General features: G+C 72.0%; 22 protein-coding genes. 13 read left to right on the forward strand and 9 right to left on the reverse strand.

All coding sequences use genetic code 11. The annotated features are described in order from the left end of the window. Nucleotides 1-55 precede the first annotated feature (55 nt). Together ML5_RS18530 and ML5_RS18535 are read left to right on the forward strand one after the other, a co-directional pair. Complete coding sequence (locus tag ML5_RS18530) at nt 56-844, forward strand: AzlC family ABC transporter permease (RefSeq protein WP_013475720.1); 789 nt, start codon at nt 56-58, stop codon at nt 842-844. Beyond that, nucleotides 838-1146: an AzlD domain-containing protein gene (locus ML5_RS18535; protein ID WP_013475721.1), complete on the forward strand. Its 309-nt coding sequence runs from the start codon at nt 838-840 to the stop codon at nt 1144-1146. The genes ML5_RS18530 and ML5_RS18535 overlap by 7 nt, the downstream gene beginning before the upstream one ends. Before the next feature lie 69 nt (nt 1147-1215). On the opposite strand, the gene ML5_RS18540 is transcribed toward ML5_RS18535, so the two are convergent. The 3 genes from ML5_RS18540 to nadA form a co-directional block, all read right to left on the reverse strand. Continuing rightward, nucleotides 1216-1821, reverse strand: coding sequence for a DUF3043 domain-containing protein (locus ML5_RS18540; RefSeq protein ID WP_013287709.1), 606 nt, complete (start codon nt 1819-1821; stop codon nt 1216-1218). 114 nt (nt 1822-1935) lie between these two features. After that, nucleotides 1936-3291: a UDP-N-acetylglucosamine 1-carboxyvinyltransferase gene (gene murA, locus ML5_RS18545; RefSeq protein ID WP_030273035.1), complete on the reverse strand. Its 1356-nt coding sequence runs from the start codon at nt 3289-3291 to the stop codon at nt 1936-1938. A 214-nt stretch (nt 3292-3505) separates the two neighbouring features. After that, complete coding sequence (gene nadA / locus ML5_RS18550; RefSeq protein ID WP_030273033.1) at nt 3506-4681, reverse strand: quinolinate synthase NadA; 1176 nt, start codon at nt 4679-4681, stop codon at nt 3506-3508. 43 nt (nt 4682-4724) lie between these two features. Between nadA and ML5_RS18555 the strand changes: the two genes are divergently transcribed. From ML5_RS18555 to ML5_RS18570, 4 genes are all read left to right on the forward strand, one after another. Further along, entirely contained in the window at nt 4725-5885 is a 1161-nt protein-coding gene (locus ML5_RS18555) for a glycerate kinase (RefSeq protein WP_013475722.1), read from the forward strand. Nucleotides 5886-6025: 140 nt separating this feature from the next. Further along, nucleotides 6026-6394: an iron-sulfur cluster insertion protein ErpA gene (gene erpA / locus ML5_RS18560; protein WP_013287705.1), complete on the forward strand. Its 369-nt coding sequence runs from the start codon at nt 6026-6028 to the stop codon at nt 6392-6394. Nucleotides 6395-6573: 179 nt separating this feature from the next. Then, nucleotides 6574-7548: a carbohydrate kinase family protein gene (locus ML5_RS18565; RefSeq protein WP_013287704.1), complete on the forward strand. Its 975-nt coding sequence runs from the start codon at nt 6574-6576 to the stop codon at nt 7546-7548. Then, complete coding sequence (locus tag ML5_RS18570; RefSeq protein ID WP_013287703.1) at nt 7545-8096, forward strand: ATP-binding protein; 552 nt, start codon at nt 7545-7547, stop codon at nt 8094-8096. The genes ML5_RS18565 and ML5_RS18570 overlap by 4 nt, the downstream gene beginning before the upstream one ends. A 66-nt stretch (nt 8097-8162) precedes the next feature. Here ML5_RS18570 and ML5_RS18575 read toward each other — a convergent pair whose 3' ends face one another. Both ML5_RS18575 and ML5_RS18580 read right to left on the reverse strand, forming a co-directional pair. Beyond that, nucleotides 8163-8381, reverse strand: coding sequence for a sulfurtransferase TusA family protein (locus ML5_RS18575; RefSeq protein WP_013287702.1), 219 nt, complete (start codon nt 8379-8381; stop codon nt 8163-8165). Beyond that, nucleotides 8378-9529: a cysteine desulfurase family protein gene (locus ML5_RS18580; RefSeq protein ID WP_013475723.1), complete on the reverse strand. Its 1152-nt coding sequence runs from the start codon at nt 9527-9529 to the stop codon at nt 8378-8380. The genes ML5_RS18575 and ML5_RS18580 overlap by 4 nt, the downstream gene beginning before the upstream one ends. A gap of 171 nt (nt 9530-9700) precedes the next feature. Between ML5_RS18580 and coxB the strand changes: the two genes are divergently transcribed. Continuing rightward, a complete protein-coding gene (gene coxB, locus ML5_RS18585) occupies nt 9701-10672 on the forward strand; it encodes a cytochrome c oxidase subunit II (RefSeq protein WP_013475724.1) in 972 nt (323 codons plus the stop codon). A gap of 10 nt (nt 10673-10682) precedes the next feature. Continuing rightward, a complete protein-coding gene (locus ML5_RS18590; protein ID WP_013287699.1) occupies nt 10683-11111 on the forward strand; it encodes a cytochrome c oxidase subunit 4 in 429 nt (142 codons plus the stop codon). An 854-nt stretch (nt 11112-11965) separates the two neighbouring features. Here the strand turns inward: ML5_RS18590 and ML5_RS18595 are convergent. The 4 genes from ML5_RS18595 to ML5_RS18610 form a co-directional block, all read right to left on the reverse strand. Next, the gene (locus tag ML5_RS18595) at nt 11966-12175 is read right to left on the reverse strand and encodes a hypothetical protein (protein WP_013287698.1); all 210 of its coding nucleotides are present in this window, start codon (nt 12173-12175) and stop codon (nt 11966-11968) included. A 145-nt stretch (nt 12176-12320) separates the two neighbouring features. Then, the gene (trpD, locus tag ML5_RS18600) at nt 12321-13367 is read right to left on the reverse strand and encodes an anthranilate phosphoribosyltransferase (protein WP_013475725.1); all 1047 of its coding nucleotides are present in this window, start codon (nt 13365-13367) and stop codon (nt 12321-12323) included. Between the two features lie 81 nt (nt 13368-13448). After that, nucleotides 13449-13847, reverse strand: a complete 399-nt coding sequence (locus ML5_RS18605) for a hypothetical protein (protein ID WP_013287696.1) — start codon at nt 13845-13847, stop codon at nt 13449-13451. A gap of 104 nt (nt 13848-13951) precedes the next feature. Further along, a complete protein-coding gene (locus ML5_RS18610) occupies nt 13952-14905 on the reverse strand; it encodes a cytochrome c oxidase assembly protein (protein ID WP_013475726.1) in 954 nt (317 codons plus the stop codon). A gap of 108 nt (nt 14906-15013) precedes the next feature. Between ML5_RS18610 and ML5_RS18615 the strand changes: the two genes are divergently transcribed. The 5 genes from ML5_RS18615 (at nt 15014) to ML5_RS18635 (ending at nt 20182) form a co-directional block, all read left to right on the forward strand. Next, a complete protein-coding gene (locus ML5_RS18615; protein WP_013287694.1) occupies nt 15014-15613 on the forward strand; it encodes a heme-copper oxidase subunit III in 600 nt (199 codons plus the stop codon). A gap of 72 nt (nt 15614-15685) precedes the next feature. Then, nucleotides 15686-16519: a cytochrome c gene (locus ML5_RS18620; protein ID WP_013287693.1), complete on the forward strand. Its 834-nt coding sequence runs from the start codon at nt 15686-15688 to the stop codon at nt 16517-16519. A gap of 67 nt (nt 16520-16586) precedes the next feature. Next, nucleotides 16587-17675 (forward strand): ubiquinol-cytochrome c reductase iron-sulfur subunit, encoded by a 1089-nt coding sequence (locus ML5_RS18625; RefSeq protein WP_013287692.1) that lies wholly within the window; start codon nt 16587-16589, stop codon nt 17673-17675. Continuing rightward, entirely contained in the window at nt 17672-19303 is a 1632-nt protein-coding gene (locus ML5_RS18630) for a cytochrome b N-terminal domain-containing protein (protein WP_013287691.1), read from the forward strand. The genes ML5_RS18625 and ML5_RS18630 overlap by 4 nt, the downstream gene beginning before the upstream one ends. 210 nt (nt 19304-19513) lie before the next feature. Next, on the forward strand, nt 19514-20182 hold the full coding sequence (locus tag ML5_RS18635) for a DUF4142 domain-containing protein (protein WP_013287690.1): 669 nt from the start codon (nt 19514-19516) through the stop codon (nt 20180-20182). The last annotated feature ends 15 nt before the right edge of the window (nt 20183-20197 follow it).

The raw sequence follows: 20197 nt of genomic DNA on the forward strand, positions 1-20197 counted from the left end.
TCGGTCGGTTTGTTCGGTTTGACGAACCAGCGTGCTTCCGTTCAGGATAATGGACATGCGTACGGCATACCGAACGGGCGACGCCCGGGTGCTCCGCGACGTCGCCGCCATCGGCGCGGCGATGCTCGCCGTGGGCGCGTCGTTCGGCGCCGTGGCGGTGGCCGCCGGCCTGCCCGTCTGGGCCACGCTCGCCATGTCGGCGGTCGTCTACGCCGGTGGCGCCCAGTTCATGGCCGTCGGGCTCGTCGCGGCCGGCAGCCCGCTCGCGGCGGTCCTCGCCGGTCTGCTGCTCAACGCCCGGCACCTGCCGTTCGGCCTGGCCCTCGGTGGTGCGCTCGGTTCGCGGCGCGCGCATCGGCTGCTCGGCAGCCATCTGATGACCGACGAGGCCACAGCGTTCGCGCTGGCCCGCCCGGCCGGGCCGGAGCGGCGCCGGGCGTTCTGGCTCGCCGGGGTGCTGCTGTTCCTGGCCTGGAACGCCGGCACCGCGCTCGGCGTGCTCGCCGGCGGCGCGGCCGGCGACCCGGCGACGCTGGGACTCGACGCCGCGTTCCCCGCCGGGCTGGCAGCACTGCTGCTGCCCAGCCTGCGCGACCGGGAGACCCGCCGGGTGGCGCTCCTCGGCGCCGGCCTCGCCGTGCTGGCGACCCCGCTGCTGCCGGCCGGGCTGCCGGTGCTGCTCGCGCTCGCCGCGCTGGCCCTGCCGCTGCTGGCCCGCCGCCGGCTACCCGCCGCGCCGTCCGATGTGACGGCTGCGTCGCCCGATCCGGATGCCGCGCCGGACGGGACCGCTGACGAGGCGGCTGACGGCCGGAGTGTGCGGGCCGGGGAGGTCTCGTGCTGATCGCCGTGATCCTCGCGCTGGCCGCCGGCACCTACGGGTTCCGCGTCGCCGGGGTGCTGCTGCGGGACCGGCTGGACCTGCCGGAGTGGTCCCGTCACCTGCTGCCGATCGGCGCTGCCACGTTGCTGGCCGCGCTCGCCGCCACCGCGGCGCTCACCGAGGCCGGCGGCTTCGCCGGCTACGCCCGGCCCGCCGGTGTGCTCGTCGGCCTGCTGCTCGCCTGGCGCCGGGCGCCGTTCGTGCTGGTCGTGGTCGCGGCGGCGGCCACCACCGCGGTGCTGCGCCTGCTCGGGGTGGACTGAGGCCGGTCCTCGCACGAGAACGGCCCCTCACCGCCGGGGCGGGGAGGGGCCGATTCGGGGCCGGTCCGGTCAGACCTTGTCGCCGATGTTCACCCGGGGTGCGGGAGCGCGCATCCGGCGGAACGTGATCGACCGCATGATCGCGTAGAAGTAGAGCGAGCCGAGCTTCTCGGTGCTCTTGGGGAAGCGCTCGCGGACCAGCCGCTTGATCTTCCGGGAGATCAGGATCGAGTCGATCAGCACGCCGAGCGCCAGCGCACCCCAGAGCACGTTCGACAGCAGCCGCACGATCGGCGGCATGGCCTGGTTGGAGCCGAACAGCACGATCAGCGCGCCGCCGAAGAACCAGGTGCCGATCGTACGGCGGGAGTCGACCACGTTGCGGGCCAGCAGCCGCTCGGGGCCCCGGTCACGCGGGCCGCCCTCGCGGCGGAACTCGGCGGCGGCCTCGGCGCGGGCGGCGCGGCGCTGCGCGCGGGCCTCCTCCTTGGTCAGCGGCTTCGCCGGCGCGGTCGGCCGGCGACCGGCGACCGGACGCTTCGGCGTGACCTGCCCGAGTTCCTTCTTGCTGGGCGTGTAGCCCCGAGGGCGGGCGGCGGACTCCTCGTCGGTCGTCACAGTGGTGACGGAATCCTCGACGAGGTCGGCGGGCTTGCGGCGAAACAGCGACGGCACGCGGCAAGGGTAGCCAACCGGCCGCGTCCGGTGCACATCACGGGTGCACCGGGCGCGGCCGCTTCCGGTCGCGGCGCCGCGACAGGGGCGCTGTCGCGACGCGGAACGGGACGGTCAGGGACGCTCGACGTGGGCGCCGAGGTCGGCCAGCTTGGCCTCGAAGTCCTCGTAGCCGCGGTTGATCAGGTCCACGCCGTACACCCGGGAGGTGCCCTCGGCGGCCAGCGCCGCGATCAGGTGGCTGAACCCGGCCCGCAGGTCCGGGATGACCAGGTCGGCCGCGTGCAGCTTGCTCGGCCCGGCGATCACCGCGGAGTGCTTGAAGTTGCGCCGGCCGAAGCGGCACGGGGTGCCGCCGAGGCAGTCCCGGTAGACCTGGATGTTGGCGCCCATCGTGTTCAGCGCCTCGGTGTAGCCGAGCCGCTGCTCGTAGACCGTCTCGTGGACGATCGACAGGCCCCGGGCCTGGGTGAGCGCGACCACCAGCGGCTGCTGCCAGTCGGTCATGAAACCGGGGTGCACGTCGGTCTCCAGCGCCACCGCGTTCAGCTCACCGCCCGGGTGCCAGAACCGGATGCCGCCCTCCTGGCCCGGGCTGCCGCCGCGCGGCGGACGCAGGTCGGTGACCTCGTACTCGCCGCCGACCGACCGGAAGATGTTCAGGAAGGTCATCATGTCGGCCTGCTGGGCGCCCAGCACCTCGACGTGACCGCGGGTCGCCAGCGCCGCCGCCGCCCAGCTGGCCGCCTCGATCCGGTCCGGGATCGGCCGGTGGGTGTAGCCGTGCAGCTTCTTGACGCCCTGGATCTCGATCACCCGGTCGGTGTGCACCTTGATGATCGCGCCCATCTTCTGGAGCACGCAGATGAGGTCGATGATCTCCGGCTCGACCGCCGCGTTGCGCAGTTCGGTGACGCCCTCGGCCATCACCGCGGTGAGCAGCACCTGCTCGGTGGCGCCCACGCTCGGGTACGGCAGCGCGAACTTCGTGCCGTGCAGCCCGTTGGGCGCGGACAGGTGCAGGCCCTCCGGCGTCTTCTCGACGGTGGCCCCGAACTCGCGCAGCGCCTGGAGGTGGAAGTCGATCGGGCGCGGGCCGATGTGGCAGCCGCCCAGGTCGGGGATGAAGGCGTGGCCGAGCCGGTGCAGCAGCGGGCCGCAGAACAGGATCGGGATGCGGCTGGACCCGGCGTGCACGTTGATCTGGTCGGTGCTGGCGCTCTCGACGTTCGTGGGGTCGAAGACGAGTTCGCCCTCCTCCACGCCGTCGCTGACCTTCACGCCGTGCAGGCCGAGCAGACCGCGGACCACCTCGACGTCACGGATACGCGGCACGTCGAACAGCCGGCTCGGTGTGTCGCCCAGCAGGGCGGCCACCATCGCCTTGGACACCAGGTTCTTCGCGCCGCGCACGCGGATCCGCCCTTCAAGCGGAGTGCCTCCGTGTACGACCAGGACGTCGTCGGTCAACGCAACCTCCAGCGCGTTGGGTGCTGCCGTGTCTAGTGATGGGTGCACGAAGTTCATCGCTACCCGGAACGCGGTCATGGGAAAACGGGCCGCGTGTGTCGTCGCCCCGGCAGCATAGCCCTCCGTGACGGGAATGGAATCGGTCACATCGCCAGCGAGGGCACGAACCGGGGTGTCCGGTGCGTTTCCGTGCCAGCGGGGTCACCGACGGTGATCAGGCTCCCGGAAGGGCGAGCATCTGGTCCAGCGCCGACCGGGCGTGTCGGGCGGTCTCCGGGTCGACGGTGATCTGGTTGACCACGCGCCCGGCGACCAGCTCCTCCAGCGCCCAGACCAGGTGCGGCAGGTCGATCCGGTTCATCGTCGAGCAGTAGCAGACCGCCCGGTCGAGGAACATGATCTGCTTGTCCGGGTGGGCCAGCGCGAGCCGGCGCACCAGGTTCAGTTCGGTGCCCACCGCCCACGCCGAGCCGGCCGGGGCCGCCTCGATGGTCCTGATGATGAACTCGGTCGAGCCGACCAGGTCGGCGGCGTTCACCACCTCGTGGCGGCACTCCGGGTGCACCAGCACGTTCACGCCCGGCACCCGCTCGCGTACGTCGTTGACGCTGTCGAGCGTGAAACGGCCGTGCACCGAGCAGTGACCCCGCCACAGGATCATCTTCGCGTCGCGCAGCTGCTCCGGGGTCAGCCCGCCGTTCGGCTTGTGCGGGTCGTAGAGCACGCAGTCGTCGAGCGAGAAGCCCATCTCCAGCACCGCGGTGTTGCGGCCGAGGTGCTGGTCGGGCAGGAACAGTACCTTGCGGCCCTGCTCGAAGGCCCAGTCCAGGGCCCGCTTGGCGTTCGACGAGGTGCAGACCACGCCGCCGTTGCGGCCGACGAAGCCCTTGATGTCCGCCGAGGAGTTCATGTACGTCACCGGCACGGTCTCCGCCGCGATGCCCAGATCGGTGAGCGTGTCCCACGCGGCCTCGACCTGCGACAGCACCGCCATGTCGGCCATCGAGCAGCCGGCGGCGAGGTCGGGCAGGATCACCTTCTGCGCGTCCGAGGTGAGGATGTCCGCGCTCTCGGCCATGAAGTGCACGCCGCAGAAGACGATGTACTCCGCGTCCGGGCGGGCGGCCGCCTCCCGGGCCAGCTTGAACGAGTCGCCGGTCACGTCGGCGAACTGGATCACCTCGTCGCGCTGGTAATGGTGGCCCAGGACGAACACCTTCGTGCCGAGCGCGGCCTTCGCGGCGGCGGCACGGGCCACCAGGTCGGGGTCGCTCGGCGCGGGGAGATCACCCGGACACTCCACGCCACGCTCGGTGGCGGGGTCGCTGCCGCGGCCGAGAAGCAGCAGCGCCGTGGCGGTGTTGGACGGCTCAACCCAGGTCGAAGTCACGCCCCCATGGTCCCACAGTGCGACCACCGCGCAGCCGTCCCCGATGTGGCCTGCCACACTGCTGCGCATGCGCGTGCTGCTCTGTCCGGACAAGTTCGCCGGCACGCTGTCGGCCCCCGACGTGGCCGCCGCGGTGGCCGACGGCTGGCGTGACGTCGCGCCCGGCGACGACCTGCTGGCCCGGCCGCTCGCCGACGGCGGGCCGGGGTTCGTCGACGTGCTCGCCGGGGCGCTCGGCGGACGCCGGGTGCCGGTGCCCACGGTCGACCCGCTGGGCCGCCCGGCCGCCGGTGAGATCCTGCTCACCGACGACGGCACGGCGTACCTGGAGAGCGCGCAGGCGTGCGGACTGCACCTGCTCACCGCCGCCGAACGCGACCCGAAGGCCACCACCTCGTACGGGCTGGGGCTGCTCGTCGCCGCCGCGGTCGAGGCGGGCGCGCGGACGGTGGTGGTGGGGCTGGGCGGCTCGGCCACCAACGACGGGGGCGCCGGGATGCTCGTCCCGCTGGGCGTCACGCCGCTGGACGGCGCCGGCCGGGCCCTGCCGTACGGCGGCGCGGCGCTCGCCGAGGTGGCCGCGCTCGACGGGGAGCCCCGGCTACGCGGCGCGACGCTCGTCGCCGCCACCGACGTGGACAACCCGCTGCTCGGGCTGCACGGCGCGAGCAGCGTCTTCGGCCCGCAGAAGGGCGCCGACCGGGCCGGCGTGCTGCTGCTGGACGCCGCGCTGACCCGCTGGGCGGAGGTGCTGACCGAGCGCCTGCCCGGCTGCCCGTCCGGGCTGGGCGCGCTGCCCGGCGGCGGCGCCGCAGGCGGCCTCGGTGCGGCGGTGCTGGCGCTCGGCGGCCGGTGCGAATCCGGCATCGGCCTGGTCACCCGCGCGGTGGGGCTGGACGCCGCGCTCGACGCCGCCGACCTGGTGATCACCGGCGAGGGCTCGTTCGACCACCAGTCACTGCGCGGCAAGGTGGTCGCCGGTGTGGCCGGGGCGGCCCGGGACCGGGGCGTGCCCTGCGTGGTGCTGGCGGGACGGGTGAGCACCGGGCGGCGGGAGGCGGCAGCGGCCGGTGTCACCGAGGCGCACAGCCTCGTGGAGCACTTCGGCGGCGAGGAGCACGGGGGAGTGGACGCGGCGATGGCCCGCCCGGCCGAGGGGCTGCGCGCGCTCGGCGCCCGCCTGGCGCGGCAGTGGAGCCGCTGACCGGTTCCGCTGGTCACGCCGCCGGGTGGTGACGCCGGAGGCGGCGTACGATCGAAAGACGGACCACACCGGGAATCACTGGCGGACGTGCGGCGTTGGCCAGGACGTCCGGACCTCATACCGCGCAGGGAGACTTCCACGTGACCACGCCAGCGCAGACCGAGTCGACCGAGGCCAAGGCCCCCAGCACCGTCGTCCTCACCGACGTCGCGGCGCAGAAGGTCAAGGCCCTGATCGAGCAGGAGGGCCGCGACGACCTGCGGCTCCGGGTCGCCGTGCAGCCGGGTGGCTGCTCCGGCCTGCGGTACCAGCTGTTCTTCGACGAGCGCTCGCTCGACGGTGACGTCGTCACCGACTTCGACGGTGTCGAGGTCGTCGTCGACCGGATGAGCGCCCCCTACCTGGCCGGCGCCACCATCGACTTCGCCGACCGGATCGACGCCCAGGGCTTCACCATCGACAACCCGAACGCGGGCAACTCCTGCGCCTGCGGCGACTCCTTCAGCTGAGTCGACAGACCGACCGACAACGGCGGGCCGTCCCGGGTGGGGCGGCCCGCCGTTTCGTCGTACCCCCTGCGCGTGACGTCCGGATGTGCGCTGATCGACCGGTTGGTGACCGACCGCCGTCCGTGCGGCCCGGGGGCCGGTAGGCTGACCGCGCCGTGCTCCCGACCCCGAGGGTTGACATGAAGATCGCCGTGACCGGCTCGATCGCGACCGACCACCTGATGAGCTTCCCCGGCCGATTCGCCGACCAGCTCATCGCCGACCAGCTCGACAAGGTCTCGCTGTCCTTCCTCGTCGACGAGCTGGTGCTCCGCCGCGGCGGCACCGCGGCGAACATCGCCTTCGGCATGGCCCAGCTCGGGCTGCGCCCGGTGCTGCTCGGCGCGGTCGGCGCCGACTTCGCCGACTACCGCTCCTGGCTGGAGCGCCACGGCGTCGACTGCGACTCGGTGCACGTCAGCGAGGTCGCGCACACGGCACGCTTCGTCTGCACCACCGACACCGACATGTGCCAGATCGCCTCCTTCTACGCCGGGGCGATGAGCGAGGCCCGCAACATCGAGCTGGCCCCGGTGGCGCAGCGCCTCGGCGGTCTGGACCTGGTGCTGGTCAGCGCCAACGACCCGGCCGCGATGATCAGGCACTCCGGCGAGTGCCGGGACCGCGGCTACTCCTTCGTCGCCGACCCGTCGCAGCAGCTGGCCCGGATGGACGGCGAGGACGTGCTCGGCCTGATCGACGGTGCCGACTACCTGATGACCAACGAGTACGAGAAGTCGCTGCTCCAGAGCAAGGCCGGCCTCACCGACGAGCAGCTGCTGGACCGGGTCAAGGTGCGGGTCACCACGCTGGGCAAGCAGGGTGTGGAGATCGCCGGCCGGGAGATCGGCACGATCCGGGTGCCGATCGCGCGGGAGATGCAGGCGGTCGACCCGACCGGTGTCGGCGACGGCTTCCGGGCCGGTTTCTTCGCCGCGCTCGACTGGGGCGTCGGCCTGGAGCGGGCGGCCCAGGTCGGCTGCCTGCTGGCCACGCTCGTGCTGGAGAACTTCGGCGGCCAGGAGTACGAGGTCCGCCGCGACCTGTTCGTGAAGCGACTCGCCGAGTCGTACGGTGACGCGGCCGCCGAGGACGTCCGGCCGCACCTGCTGTGACCGGCCCGGCGGCCCCGGCCGGAGGGGTGGACCCGGAGGTCCGCCCCGGCGGCGGCGGTCCGGTGCTCGTCGCGTTCGCCGGGCTGCCGGGCGTGGGCAAGACCACGCTCGCCGCCCGGGTCGGCGCCGCCCTGCGCGCCCCGGTCCTGCCGGTCGACCCGGTCGAGCGCGCCCTGCACCGCTACGGTCTCACCGGCGACGTACCCGGCATGGCCGCCTACGGCGCGGTCGCCGGGCTGGCCGAGGTGCAGCTCGGCCTCGGGCTCAGCGTGGTGGTCGACGCGGTGAACCCGGTCGCCAGCGCCCGGGGCCTCTGGCACGACGTGGCCGAACGGGCCGGCGTGCCGCTGCGGGTGATCGAGGTGCACTGCGGCGACGAGGCGGAGCACCGCCGCCGCGTCGAGGCCCGCCCGCCCGAGGAACACGGCACCTGGGAGCAGACGCTGCGCCGCCGGGCCGAGTACGAGCCGCTGATCGGCCCGCGCCTGGTGGTCGACACCGCCGTGGCCGCCGACCCGCTGCCGGGCATCCTCGCGTACCTGCGCTGACTGCTGGTCGGCCGGTGTTAAGAAGGGCCCCTTCCTCTACCTGAGGCGTTAAGAAGGGGCCCTTCCTTACACCCGGACGTCGTAGGCGGGCCCCGGGCGCTCGGCGAGGAACTCGTGGCCCCGCATCCGGCACCACGCCGGGATGTCCACCGCCGCCGCCGGGTCGTCGGCCAGCACCCGCACCACCGCGCCGGCCGGCAGCCCGGGCACCAGCCGGGCGAGATTGATCACCGGCAGGGGACAGCGCTGCCCCCGGCAGTCCAGCACCTCGTCCGGCTCGCTCACAGGTCCGTCGCCCCCGCCTCCGCCCGCAGGTCCGCCACGATCCCGGGTAGCTCGGCCAGGAACCGCTCCACGTCCGCCTCGGTGGTCTCCCGGTGCAGCGACACCCGCACGTTGCCGTGCGACAGCACCCCCATCGCCTCCAGCACGTGTGACGGGCGCAACGTCGACGACGTGCACGACGAGCCGGAGGACACCGCGAACCCGCGCCGGTCCAGCGCGTGCAGCAACGCCTCACCGTCGACGTACAGGCAGGAGAACGTCACCAGGTGCGGCAACCGGTCCACCGGGTCGCCGACCACCTCCACGTCCGGCACCTCGGCCGGCACCCGCGCCCGGATCCGGTCGACAAGCGGACCCAGCCGGGCCGCCTCCGCCGCGGCGTCGGCCGCCGCCGCGCGCAGGCTCGCCGCCGCCGCGACCACCGCCGGCAGGTTCACCACCCCGGGGGTACGCCCCGACTCCCGCTCGTCGGCCGGGTACGGCGACTCCCACCGGGTGCCCTTGCGCACCACGAGCAGTCCGACACCGGGTGGTCCGCCCCACTTGTGCGCGCTGGCGGTCAGCACCGACCAGCCCGACGGCAGCGGCGCCCGGCCGGCCAGCTGCGCCGCGTCCACGTACAGCGGCACGCCCGCCTCGGCGCACAGCTCCGCCGCCGCGGGCACCGGCTGCACAGTGCCCACCTCGTGACTGGCCCCGATCAACGCCGCGAGGGCCACGCCGGGCGCGGCCACCGCCGCCGCCCAGGCGTCCAGGTCCACCCGGCCCGACCGGTCCACGGGTACGGACACCGCCGCGCCGCCACCTGCCGTGTGCCGCTCCGCGGCGTGCAGCACCGCCGAGTGCTCGATCGCCGAGTGCACCAGCGTCGCCCCGGCCCGCCGCCGCCCGGCCAAGCCTCCGAGTACGGCGGCGTGCGCTGCCGCCGTACCGCTGGGGGTGAAGGACAGCTCGTCGGCGCGGACGCCGAGCGTCTGCGCGGCGGCCTCGCGCGCGGCGTCGAGGAGCTGGCGGGCCCGGCGGGCCGCCGAGTAGAGCCGGGCCGGGTCCGCCCAGCCGTCGTCCAGTGCGGCCAGCATCGCCTGCCGCGCGACCGGATGCAGCGGCGCCGCGCTGGCGGCGTCCAGGTAGACCGGGGAGACGCTCATGAGGCTCCACGCTATCGCCCGGTTACGCCCAAGATCCCCCCGATGGGGGTGGACAGCGACCCCAAGACGGCCTGGCCGGTCATGGTCGAGTAATCTGCGACCGTCGGTGACGCCTTTGCCGTCGGTGTCAAGGAGAACAACCGCCGCGGCGCGCTAGGGAGGCAGGACCAGGTGGTCGCAAGGAGTTCGGAGGTACGGCGCTCGGCCGTACGGCACAGCGCTTCCCCGGGGGCCGGTGGACGCCGGCGGCGTGGTGCTGGTCGAATCGCCGGGCTCGGTCTCGGCGCGGCGGCGCTGCTGGTCTCGCTCACCGGCTGTGACGTCGGCAAGGCGTTCGGCGGGTTCGGCTGGCCGCAGGGCGGCATCACGCCCGAGTCGCACCGCATGTACGACCTGTGGATCGCGTCCTGCATCGCGGCGCTCGCCGTCGGCGTGTTCGTGTGGGGCCTGATCTTCTGGTGCGTGGTCCGCTACCGCAAGCGCGGCAACGAGCTGCCGGTGCAGACCCGCTACAACCTGCCGATGGAGTTCCTCTACACCATCGCGCCGATCCTCGTGGTCTCCGTGCTCTTCTACTACACGGCGGTCGTGCAGACCGACGTGAACAAGCAGTCGAAGAACCCGGACGTCACAGTCGAGGTCGTCGCGTTCAAGTGGAACTGGCAGTTCAACTACCGCGACGGCCAGGGCCCCGAGGCCAACACCGTCGCCTCGGTGCTCGGCACCAGCGAGGTCATCCCGGTGCTGGTGCTGCCCAGCGGCCGCTCGATCCGCTTCGAGGAGACCAGCCGCGACGTCATCCACTCGTTCTGGGTGCCGGAGCTGCTGTTCAAGCGGGACGTCATGCCGGGCAACGTGCGCAACACGTTCGAGGTCTCCAGCATCGACCAGGAGGGCGCGTTCGTCGGCCGCTGCGCCGAGCTGTGCGGCAGCTACCACGCCTTCATGAACTTCGAGCTGCGGGTCGTCTCGCCGGAGAAGTACGACCAGTTCCTGGCGGCCAAGAAGGCCGGCAAGTCGACCCAGGAGGCGCTCGGCGCGATCGGTGAGGAAGAGTACGCCACCGAGACGAAGCCGTTCGACACCCGGCGCGACGTGAACAACTTCAACCCGTCCGACGCGACGACCGGCGCGGGAAGCTGAGGGGTCCGGCATGAAGACCGAGTGGAAGATCTTCCTGACCATCGCCACGTTCCTCCTCGGCGCGACGATCCTCTACGGCGCCTGGACGTACGCCGACAGCGGCGGTCACGTCGAGTGGATCGGCACGGTGGCGCTGCTGCTGTCCTTCCTGCTCTGCGCGATGTGCGGCGGCTTCTTCTGGTTCGTCTCCCGCCGTATCGACCTGCGCCCCGAGGACCGGCCGGACGGCGAGATCGCCGACGGCGCCGGTGAGGTCGGCTTCTTCAGCCCTGGCAGCTACTGGCCGTTCGGGCTGGCGCTGGCCGCCGCGATCGCCGGTCTCGGCCTGGTGTTCTGGCAGTTCTGGCTGCTGGGACTGGGCCTGGTGGCGGTTGTCCTCGCCACCTGCGGGCTGCTGTTCGAGTACTACTCGGGCACCCGCCGTACCGCCGAGCACTGACAGACCCACCGCCGCAGGCCCGCCACCCCCCACCGGGGGAGGCGGGCCTGCCGCTTTCCCCCCACCCTCCGCCCCCACCCTCCGCCCGTCCCCGTCGATCATGAAGTTGACGGCGCTGGCGGTCCTTTTTGTCCCCGCCAACCTCATGATCGCCGCCCGTGCGGTCGGCCTGGTGCCCGCTCCACCTCCGACACGCACCACCCGGGTTCTCGCTCACCGGGCCGTTCCATTCACCGGAAGCGCCGTTCCACTTGCCAGGACCACAGGAGATCTTGGAAGGAAAGCGCCCTCATAGGGGCCCTTTCCTTCCAAGATCTCGCTCACCGCACCGCTCGTCCGCGTTCAAGGCCGGGTGCCGTGACGGGGGCAGGGCCGACACTCACGCCCGAAGGCCCGACGCCCGCCCTCACGCCTTACGCGCACCGCCGACCGCCCAGGCGAGCGCCGGCCACCGTGCGCTCCCGCGCCGGCCCGGCCTCGTTGATCAAGGAGTTTGAGGCACTTTCGCGCGCCGTCGATGACACAAACCCCTTGATCACCGGTTCGGCCGGGGAGAGCCCTCGCCACCCCGGCCACCAAGCGGTGATCAAGGAGTTTGGGTCCACCGGGGCGACCGTGGGGGACACAAACTCCTTGATCACGAGCGGCGGACGGTTGGGCTGTCGGGCGGGGTGGGGCGGTGCGGGGCGGAGTGGAGAAGGGTGGGCGGCCGCTCGCGGCGCGGGGGCGCAAAGAGGCGCGAGGGCGCAAGAGGCGCGGACAGGCGCGGGGGCGCCAAGAGGCGCGGACAGGCGCGGCGCGCAGACAGGGCGCGGACGGGCGGGAGGGCGGGAGGGAGCGGGAGGGAGCGGCGGTCAGGCGGCCCGGGGGTGGGACGGCCGGCGGGGTGTGCGGCGGCTCGCCAGGCGGGTCTCGCGGAACGTGAACGTGGCGATCACCACTGCCGCGCCGCAACCGGTGCAGATCAGCTCCGGGCAGTCGGCGCCGTGCCCGTCGCCGCACGGCGGCGCCTCGAACAGCACGACGCCCTCGCAGGTGTCACAGTGCAGCTCGCGGTCAGACACGGGAGGCTCCTCTCGCTCCGGGCACCGGCCCAGGCGGTGAGACGCCGGCCGGCGGACCAGAGACCGAAAACGAAAGACCGAAAACGGAAAATAACTCCCGTGTAGTTTGGCACGCGGGTACGACAACACCCGCGCCAGGCCGCCGTCAGGCGGCGCGCGCCACCTCGAGCCAGCGCTCCAGCGCGGCCGCGGCGGCGCCCGAGTCGACAGCCTCGGCGGCCCGGTCCAGATTGGCCCGCAGCACCTCGTGCAGATCGCCGTCGAGCGGACCCTGGGTGGCAAGCGCGACAGCGGCGTTGACCAGCACCGCGTCCCGCACCGGGCCGGTCTCACCGGCGAGCAGGCGGCGGACGACGTCGGCGTTGTAGACCGCGTCCCCGCCGCGCAGGTCGGCCAGGGTGGCCCGGGGCACGCCGAGGTCCGTCGCGTCCAGCACGGCCTCGGTGACGCTGCCCTGCTGCGCCACCCAGACCCGGGTGGGGGCGCCGGTGCTGAACTCGTCCAGGCCGTCCTCGCCGCGTACCACGATCGCGGAGTCGCCACGGGCCGCGAAGACGGCGGCCATCACCGGGGCCATCCGCTTGTCGAAGCAGCCCACCGCGCCCGCGCGGGGCCGCGCCGGGTTGGTCAGCGGGCCGAGGAAGTTGAACGCGGTGGGTACGCCGATCTCGCGCCGGACCGGGCCGGTGTGGCGCATGCCGGGGTGGAAGCGGGCGGCGAAGCAGAAGCCGATGCCGGCCTCGGTGACGCAGCGGGCCACCTGCTCCGGTGCCAGGTCGAGGGGTACGCCGAGCTGCTCCAGCACGTCGGCGGTGCCACACGAGGAGGAGGCGGCCCGGTTGCCGTGCTTGACCACGCGGACCCCGGCCCCGGCGACCACCAGCGCCGCCATGGTGGAGATGTTCACCGTGTGCGCGAGGTCTCCGCCGGTGCCGACCACGTCCAGCGCGGTCGCGCGTACGTCCTCGGGCAGGTGCACCGGCACCGCGCGGGTCAGCATGGCCTCGACCAGGCCGCCCAGCTCGGCGGGGGTCTCACCCTTGGTGCGCAGCGCCACGGCGAACCCGGCGATCTGCGCCGGGGTGGCCGAGCCGGCCATGATCTCGCCCATCGCCCACGCGGTGTCGGCGGTGGAGAGCTCCTCGCCGCGCAGCAGCGCGTTGAGCAGAAGCGGCCAGGTCCGTTCGCCCATGGCGGGCCTCCCGAGCGGCGTGAGGAATGCGGTTGGGGCGCGCCACGGCCGCGTCGCCGTGGCGCGCGAGGACCGGAGGGGTCAGGCCGCGGCGTGGGTGCGGCGCAGCAGCTCCGCCACGGTGCTGCCGGCGACCACCGGGTCCAGCGGGTGGGTCAGCGTGGCGTCGACCTCGGCGTACGCGGCCAGCCAGCGGTCGGCGGCGCGAGCCAGCACCACGCAGGTCGGCGGCGCGTCGTCCCGGTCGTCCTTGATCTGGCGGGCGATGCCGATGCCGCCGCCCGGGGTCGCCTCGCCGTCGAGCAGGAGCAGGTCGATCTCGTAGTCGTCGACCAGCCGGATGCAGGCGTTGTAGTCGTCGGCCTCGACGAACTCGATCTCGATCCCGGGCGCCGGCCGGGTGCCCACGGCGAGCCGCATCCGGTCGCGGACCTTCGGGTCGTCGCTGTAGAGCAGGACGGTGCAAAGACGATCGCTCATCGTGACGTGGCTCCCACCTCGTAGCTGCCCGCTGATCGTAGCGGTCGTCACATCCGGGCCGTCGCCCCGCCCGGCGGGCTCGGGGCGTACCCCGGAACGTGCCGTCAGGTGCTCGCCTCCGCGGCGCGCTGGCGGGCCTCCTGGCGGTCCAGCTCGCGGTCGAGCCGGCGGGCCTCGCGCTCGGACTGCTTGACCCACTGGACGACCAGGACGGCGAGCATGGTGACGCTGACGAACTCGCCGCCGGCCCACAGGATGCCGCCGGCGACCACCTGGTCGTTCCAGGGGTCGGACCAGGACAGGTTGAGCGACGGGTACCAGTCGCCGCCGAACAGCGTGGTGCTCTGCATGATGGTCAGGCCGAGGACGGTGTGGAACGGCACCGAGAGCAGCATGAGCAGCGCGCGCCCCGGGTACGGCCAGCGGCCGGGCAGCGGGTCCAGGCCGAGCAGCGGCCAGAAGAAGACGCAGCCGGTGGCGATGAAGTGCGCGTGGACCAGTTCGTGCGCCCACTCGTGGCGCAGGGTGAACTCGTAGAGGTCGGTGAAGTACAGCGCGAACGGGTTCACCACGAAGATGGCGAACGCCACGAGCGGGAAGCTGTAGATCCGGATCACCTTGCTGTGCACGATCGCGAGCAGCCGCTTGCGGGGCCGCACCGGCAGCGTGCGCAGCGCCAGCGTCACCGGGGCGCCGAGCGCCAGGAAGATCGGCGCGATCATGGACAGCACCATGTGCTGCACCATGTGCACCGAGAGCAGGGCGGTGTCGTACGCGCCGAGGCCGGTGAGCGTGACCAGGGCGATGCCGCCGAGGCCGGGGCCGAGGAACGACACGGTACGGACGACCGGCCAGCGGTCGCCGCGCAGCCGCAGCCGGTGCACCCCGTAGAGGTAGAGGCCGGCGGCCAGGACGATGCCCAGCGTGAGCCAGCTGTCCAGCCGGGTCTCGGTGAGGACCCGGGTCACGGTGAACGGCGGCGGGGCGCCCTCGCCTCCCGCCGCCAGTGTCGCCGGAACAGCCGAGGTGACGGCGCGGATCTGATCGACGTGCAGCACGCTTTTCAGGGTAGGTCAGGCGAAGCGGACCACCACGATCGGGCCACGGAAGGGACCGGTTTGGCACCCCGCTGATCGTCGGTCCCGGTCAGGGGCAATAATGACCGCGTGACTGCGGCCCCAGCCATTGACAAGAGCCGGATCCACTCCCTGACCCGACCCAACATGGTCAGCGTCGGGACGATCGTGTGGCTCTCCAGCGAACTCATGTTCTTCGCGGCGCTGTTCGCGATGTACTTCTCCATCCGCGCGGCGGCGCCGGAGCAGTGGGAGAAGCACACCGAGGTGCTGAACATCCCGTACGCGACCACGTTCACGGTGATCCTGGTGCTCTCCTCGATCACCTGCCAGATCGGCGTGTTCGCGGCCGAGCGCGGTGACGTCCACGCTCTGCGCCGGTGGTTCACGATCACCTTCGTGATGGGTCTGATCTTCGTGCTCGGTCAGCTGAACGAGTACCGGACCCTGGTGCACGAGGGTGTGAAGATCAACGAAGACGGTTACGGGTCGATGTTCTACCTCACCACCGGCTTCCACGGTCTGCACGTGACCGGCGGCCTCATCGCCTTCGTGATCTTCATGATCCGTACCACGATGGGCCGGTTCACCCCCGCCCAGGCGACCTCGGCGATCGTCGTGTCCTACTACTGGCACTTCGTGGACGTCGTGTGGATCGGGCTCTACGCCATGATCTACTGGCTCCAGTGATCTTGGCGCGTCACGAACCGCGCCGCTGCTCCGTCCCCTGAGACAAGGTCCAACCGGTTAAGGACACAGGTCATGACTTCTGACAACGACCGCCGACGCGGTCTGCTCGCGCGGCTGCGCGGGCGGCCCGTAGCGCGCAGCAGGGGCCGCCGCCGGCTGGGTGCCGCGGTCCGGCTGTTCGCCGCGCTGATGCTGGCCGGCGGTGCCTACACCGTCTTCGCCCCCGGCGTGCAGGCGCAGGACAACCCTCCGTTGACCGCCGCAGGCAACGAGGGCAAGGCGCTGTTCGACGTGAGCTGTGTGACCTGTCACGGTCGCAACGCCCAGGGCGTCGAGGGCCGCGGTCCGAGCCTGATCGGCGTCGGAGCGGCCTCGGTCGAGTTCCAGGTCAGCAGCGGTCGCATGCCGATGGCCCGGCAGGAGGCCCAGGCCATGCGCAAGCCGCCGCAGTTCACCGACGAGCAGGTGCGCCAGCTCGGGCAGTACATCCAGGAGCTCGGCGGCGGCCCGGAGGTCCCCAACGGCGACCTGCGTGAGGGCGCCAACCTGTCCACCGGTGGTGAGCTGTTCCGGATCAACTGCTCGCAGTGCCACGCCTTCAGCGGCGGCGGCGGCGCGCTGTCCTCCGGCAAGTACGCGCCGAGCCTGGCGCCGGCCAGCGACCGGCAGATCTACGCCGCGATGCTGAGCGGCCCGCAGAACATGCCGGTGTTCGGCGACAACCAGATCACGCCCGAGGAGAAGGCGGACATCATCGCCTACATCCAGGAGACGCTGAAGCACGACGGCGATCCGGGCGGCTTCAACCTGGGCCGCTACGGCCCGTCGACCGAGGGTCTCGCGATCTTCCTGGTCGGCATCGTCGCGCTGGTCTTCGCGAGCCTGTGGATCGCGGGCAAGTCGTGACCGGACGGATCAATGCTTCCAGTGCTGTGGCGCCGACCCCCGGCGTCACCCGTAGCGAGGTGACGGCATGAGCACCCACACCGAGCACCAGGCCCAGCAGGGCCCGGAGCCGCTCGACGTGAACGACCCCCGGCTCTCCCGGTTCGACATCGTCCAGGAGGGCGCGCGGCGGGACGACATCGAGATCGTCCACTACGAGCCGCAGGTGGTCCCGGGCAGCAAGGCCGAGCGCCGGCTGACCCGCACGGTCGCCCTGATGTTCCTGCTGACCGGCGTCTTCGCGACCGCCTTCCTGGTGGTCTACATCTGGTGGCCGTGGCAGTGGGAGCCGGGTACCGGCGGCGACAAGCTCTACACGCCGCTGCTCGGCGTGACGCTGGGCCTGGCGCTGCTGGGCATCGGTTTCGGCATCCTGACCTGGGGCAAGAAGCTGCTGCCCAAGGAGGTCTCGATCCAGGACCGGCACGACCAGGCCGACGACCCGGAGGGTCGCAAGATCACCGGCGAGACCATGCTCTACCTGGCCGACGAGATGGGCGTCCGTCGCCGGCCGCTGCTCGGCATCTCGTTGCTCGCCGGCCTGGCGCCGGTGGGCGCGGTGGCCGCGGCCCCGCTGATCGGTGGCCTGATCGAGCAGCCGCACAAGAACAACCAGATGTTCACCACCGGCTTCCAGCCGGGCGAGGGCGGCAAGAAGATCCGGCTGATCCGTGAGGACGGCCGCCCGATCCGCCCGGCCGACGTCAGCGTCGGCGGCCAGCTCACCGTGTTCCCGGGCATCGACGGCGGCGTGAGCAACCTGCACGCCGACTCGCCGACCCTGCTCATCCACCTGCGGGAGGACGACGCGCAGAAGTCGCGCGCCGCGAACGAGCGCAAGGGCCACGGCGACTACATGTGGGGCAACTACGTCGCGTTCTCCAAGATCTGCACGCACGCCGGCTGCCCGGCCAGCCTCTACGAGCAGCAGACCAACCGCCTGCTCTGCCCCTGCCACCAGTCGCAGTTCCTCATCACCGACAACGCCAAGCCGATCTTCGGCCCGGCGAACCGGCCGCTGCCGCAGCTGCCGATCGAGGTGGACGAGGAGGGCTTCTTCGTGGCGAAGTCCGACTACACCGAGACCATCGGTCCCGACTTCTGGGAGCGGCCATGAAGCGCCGAAAGTTTGATGCAGCAGCGCTGCCGGCCAAGAGCGCGCGGGCGGTGGACGACCGCTTCCAGGTGGCCACGCCCCTGCGCAAGCTGCTGAACAAGGTCTTCCCCGACCACTGGTCGTTCCTGCTCGGCGAGATCGCGCTGTTCTCGTTCATCGTCCTGCTGCTCACCGGCGTCTTCCTGACGTTCTTCTTCGAGCCGGCGATGACCGAGGTCATCTACAACGGCAGCTACGCGCCGCTGCGGGGCACCCCGATGTCGGCCGCCTACGCCTCCAGCCTGGACATCTCGTTCGATGTCCGCGGTGGTCTGATCATGCGGCAGATGCACCACTGGTCGGCCCTGCTGTTCATGGCCGCCATCGTGGTCCACATGCTGCGGGTCTTCTTCACCGGCGCGTTCCGCAAGCCCCGTGAGACCAACTGGATCATCGGCTCGCTGCTGTTCTGGGTCGGCTTCCTGGCCGGCTTCACCGGCTACTCGCTGCCGGACGACGGCCTGTCCGGCACCGGTCTGCGGATCGCCTCCGCGATCATCCTGTCGATCCCGGTGATCGGCTCCTGGGTCAGCTCGTCGATCTTCGGCGGGGAGTTCCCCGGCACCATCATCATCAGCCGCTTCTTCATCGCCCACGTGCTGCTCGTCCCGGGTCTGCTGGTGGCGCTGATCAGCGTGCACCTCGGCCTGGTGTTCAAGCAGAAGCACACCCAGTGGCCCGGCCCCGGCCGGACCAACTCCAACGTGGTCGGCGAGCGGATGTTCCCGCGCTACGCGCTCAAGCAGGGCGGCTTCTTCATGGTCGTCTTCGGCGTGATCGCGCTGATGGGCGGCATGTTCCAGATCAACCCGATCTGGCTGTTCGGCCCGTACGAGGCGTGGGTTGTCTCGGCGGCCAGCCAGCCCGACTGGTACGTCATGTTCCTCGACGGCTCGACCCGCCTCATGCCGGGCTGGGAGATCCACATCCCGATCGGCAACGGGTACGTCATCCCACCGTTGTTCTGGCCGACTGTGGTGCTGCCCGGAATCCTGGTCGGCCTGTCGACGATGTATCCGTTCCTGGAGGCGCGCCGCCTCAAGGACTACAAGCACCACAACCTGCTCCAGCGGCCCCGGGACGTTCCGGCCCGGACCGCCGTGGGCGCCATGGCGCTCGCCTTCTACGTCGTGCTGACCCTCTCCGGCGCCAACGACGTCATCGCGGACAAGTTCCACATCAGCCTGAACGCGATGACCTGGGGTGGCCGGATCGGCCTGCTGATCCTGCCGCCGATCGCGTACTACATCACGTACCGGATCTGCCTGGGTCTGCAGCAGCACGACCGGGAGGTGCTGGCCCACGGCGTGGAGACCGGCATCATCAAGCGGCTGCCCGACGGCCGGTTCGTCGAGGTCCACCAGCCGCTCACCTCGGCCGACGGCCACGACGGTCACCCGCCGGCGCTGGACTACGTCGGCTGGGTGGTGCCGAAGAAGATGAACCGGCTCGGTGCCCTCGGCCCGGCGATCCGGGGCTTCTTCTACCCGATCGAGAAGCCGGCCGAGGCGCCGGTCTCGCCGGGGCACCCGCCGGTCGAGGCCCGGCCGGAGCGGGAGGAGATCGGCAGCGGCGAGAGCCGTCGCTGACCCTCCCCGGTACGACTGACAGTGGCGCCCGCCGGATCTTCCGGCGGGCGCCACTGCCGTTTCCGCACCGGTCGTCCCGTTCCCTCCCGCGTACGGCGGGAGGCCGGTGCGCCGACGGCCGTCGCCCCCGACACGGACGGGTGGAATCGCAGGAATAACCCCGGTCAGCCGGGTATCCGTGCGGTCCGACGTCTCATGGGGGAGGAACGAATGTTGGGAATCAAACGCCTGGGCCTGCTGGCCGCGCTGGTGGTCGTGGGGCTGGCGCCCGCCGCCGCGGCGCAGGCGGCGGCACAGCCGTCGACGCAGGACACGCAGTACCTGCAGGCGGTTCACCAGGTCAACCTGTTCGAGATCACCGCCGGTAACCTGGCCCAGCAGAAGGGTCAGAACCAGCAGGTCAAGGACCTGGGCAAGATGTTCGTGACGGACCACACCCAGCTGGACCAGACGGTGCAGTCGACCGCGCAGCAGCTCAACGTGCAGTTGCCGGCCGACCCGACCGCCGACCAGCAGAAGGTCCTGGACAAGCTGAACAACCTCAGCGGGGCCGAGTTCGACAAGGCGTGGGTGACCGCGCAGCTCGCCGGCCACGTCCAGGCGATCCAGGCCACCCAGACCGAGATCTCGCAGGGCTCGGAGCAGTCGGTGGTGCAGATCGCGCAGGACGCGCTGCCGGTCCTCCAGGCGCACTACGACGCGCTCGTGGCCCTGGCCCAGACCCTGGGCGTCCCGGTTCCGCAGACCAGCGCCAGCGGCACGCCCAGCCCGGGCGGCACCACGTCCCCGGGTGGCACCGAGTCGCCGGCTCCGGGCGGCACCGAGACCGAGGAGCCCGCTCCGGGCACCACGGAGACCCCGGTGCCCAGCCAGAGCTGACGTACCGCACGGTCG

The sequence above is a fragment of the Micromonospora sp. L5 genome (assembly GCF_000177655.2).
Classification (GTDB): Bacteria; Actinomycetota; Actinomycetes; order Mycobacteriales; family Micromonosporaceae; genus Micromonospora; species Micromonospora aurantiaca.

Bases quoted from the DNA above. Each gene is read 5' to 3' on its own strand.
- ML5_RS18620 (WP_013287693.1), top strand. From the start codon at position 15,686: ATGACTTCTGACAACGACCGCCGACGCGGTCTGCTCGCGCGGCTGCGC.
- ML5_RS18555 (WP_013475722.1), top strand. From the start codon at position 4,725: ATGTGGCCTGCCACACTGCTGCGCATGCGCGTGCTGCTCTGTCCGGAC.
- ML5_RS18630 (WP_013287691.1), top strand. From the start codon at position 17,672: ATGAAGCGCCGAAAGTTTGATGCAGCAGCGCTGCCGGCCAAGAGCGCG.
- trpD (WP_013475725.1), bottom strand. From the start codon at position 13,367: ATGGGCGAACGGACCTGGCCGCTTCTGCTCAACGCGCTGCTGCGCGGC.
- ML5_RS18590 (WP_013287699.1), top strand. From the start codon at position 10,683: ATGAAGACCGAGTGGAAGATCTTCCTGACCATCGCCACGTTCCTCCTC.
- ML5_RS18625 (WP_013287692.1), top strand. From the start codon at position 16,587: ATGAGCACCCACACCGAGCACCAGGCCCAGCAGGGCCCGGAGCCGCTC.
- ML5_RS18580 (WP_013475723.1), bottom strand. From the start codon at position 9,529: ATGAGCGTCTCCCCGGTCTACCTGGACGCCGCCAGCGCGGCGCCGCTG.
- ML5_RS18635 (WP_013287690.1), top strand. From the start codon at position 19,514: ATGTTGGGAATCAAACGCCTGGGCCTGCTGGCCGCGCTGGTGGTCGTG.
- ML5_RS18565 (WP_013287704.1), top strand. From the start codon at position 6,574: ATGAAGATCGCCGTGACCGGCTCGATCGCGACCGACCACCTGATGAGC.
- ML5_RS18605 (WP_013287696.1), bottom strand. From the start codon at position 13,847: ATGAGCGATCGTCTTTGCACCGTCCTGCTCTACAGCGACGACCCGAAG.
- ML5_RS18530 (WP_013475720.1), top strand. From the start codon at position 56: ATGCGTACGGCATACCGAACGGGCGACGCCCGGGTGCTCCGCGACGTC.